This is a genomic window from Micromonospora sp. RP3T (genome assembly GCF_003027925.1).
Taxonomy (GTDB): domain Bacteria; phylum Actinomycetota; class Actinomycetes; order Mycobacteriales; family Micromonosporaceae; genus Micromonospora.
Window position 1 is genome coordinate 1 of sequence record NZ_PYPS01000157.1, and the last position, 546, is coordinate 546.

General features: G+C 37.9%; 1 protein-coding gene. It reads right to left on the reverse strand.

Annotated features, from left to right (window positions below; translation table 11 throughout):
* Positions 1–339 precede the first annotated feature (339 nt).
* The coding region (locus C8054_RS33020; RefSeq protein ID WP_233220278.1) for a hypothetical protein at positions 340–546 on the reverse strand (207 nt) is incomplete at its 5' end.

Consider the following 546-nt stretch of genomic DNA (forward strand, 5'->3'; position numbering starts at 1 on the left):
AAAAAAAGTCAGAATTGTAAGATAAAATTAAGAAATGTTATGTAAAAATGTTAATAGTAATAGGTTTAAAAATATTTCTTGCTGTAACTGTAGGGCTAATACAATATGGTCCCTGTGAACAGTATATGTGAATATGTAGACTTATTGTTTAAATCAAATTGATGCTTTGAAAGTAATCATAGCAGTTTTCATCCATGGTTGTCAAATTGTAGGCCTGGGAATCGATTCCAAAAAGACTCGATTCCTCGATTCCGAGGCGTTGGGAATCGAGAGTCGATTCCAAAGGTTGGAATCGATTCCGTCGGGGGAATCGACTCCCCATTCAGAGCTGTTTTCAGTTCAAACAAAGCGTATATGGGCGCCTCTCAAACGAAAAGCTGCATCATACGAAAGCTGCATATCTCGGCTGTTGTCATCAAACGTCGCTATCGATTCAAGAAAATAAACTGAATGAAAAGAGTCGGTACTGAGCACGTCTGAGTTTGAGGATGCAGACTTGCTCGCTATGATTAAAAGTTTCATGTGCAAAGCAGACAAAATTACAAT